This is a genomic window from Brevundimonas sp. (assembly GCF_004210735.1).
Taxonomy (GTDB): Bacteria; Pseudomonadota; Alphaproteobacteria; order Caulobacterales; family Caulobacteraceae; genus Brevundimonas.
On the sequence record NZ_SDZL01000164.1, the window covers coordinates 1 to 1,018 of the forward strand.

The window sequence follows — 1,018 nt, forward strand, 5'->3', positions numbered from 1 at the left end:
GAAATACAGCTTCGACACGGGCCGGCCCTCAAGACTTTGCCCGCCTGTTTTGCAGGCCAAAGCCGCGCCCGCCAACCCTTCAGCTGAAGCTCTGCGGCGGGGTTTCTGGGGACAGGCTTACCGCCCCCTGACACAGCACGGAAAATTCCCGTATCACGTGTCTGATGCGCGTGTCTGGGCCGCGTGTTTATGCGGCGGCGGCTGCGGCCTCGGGTCTGCGCCGGCTGCCGCTGATGAAGGCCAGCGACGCGATGATGCAGAGGATGCCCGCCGCCTGGAAGGCCAGCGAATACGAGCCAAGCTCGGTGCGCACGAACCCCGCGCCATAGGCGGCAAAGCCAGCGCCCAGCTGGTGCGCCGCAAAGATCCATCCGAACACCAGCGTCGCCCGCGCCGGCCCGAACGCATCAGCCGCCAGCTTCACCGTCGGCGGCACCGTCGCGATCCAGTCGAGCCCGTAGAACACCGCAAAGAGCAGCAGCGAGGTCGAGTCGAACCCCGTCGACGTCAGATAGAACAGCGATAGCCCGCGCAGGCCGTAATAGATCATCAGCAGGATCCGCGGATTGAACCGATCCGTCAGCCAGCCCGACGCGACCGTGCCGACAAAGTTGAACCCGCCCATCAGCGCCAGCGTGCCTGCCGCCGCCGTCGCGGGGATCAGATAGTCGCCACACATCGGGATCAGGTGCATCTGCACCAGCCCGTTGGTCGATGCGCCACACACGAAGAACGAGAAGGCGAGAACCCAGAACACTGGCTTGCGCACTGCCACCGCGAGCGCCTCGAACGGCGCCAGAAACAAATTGCCCTGCGGCGCAGGTGGCGCGGCGATCGGGCTATCCGGCGCCGCGCCGAACGGGCGCAGCCCGACATCCGAAGGCCGGTTGCGGATGAACAGCACGACCAGCACGACAGCCGCCGCATAGAACACGCAAAGCGCCAGCGTCGCCGTGCGCCAGCCATCCATCTTCACCAGCCACGCCATGAACGGCAGGAACACCAGCTGCCCCATCGC

At 66.1% G+C, this 1,018-nt stretch carries 1 protein-coding gene; it reads right to left on the reverse strand.

The window, feature by feature from the left end; translation table 11 throughout:
• Positions 1-187: 187 nt before the first annotated feature.
• The coding region (locus EON91_RS14640) for an MFS transporter (RefSeq protein ID WP_292096173.1) at positions 188-1,018 on the reverse strand (831 nt) is incomplete at its 5' end.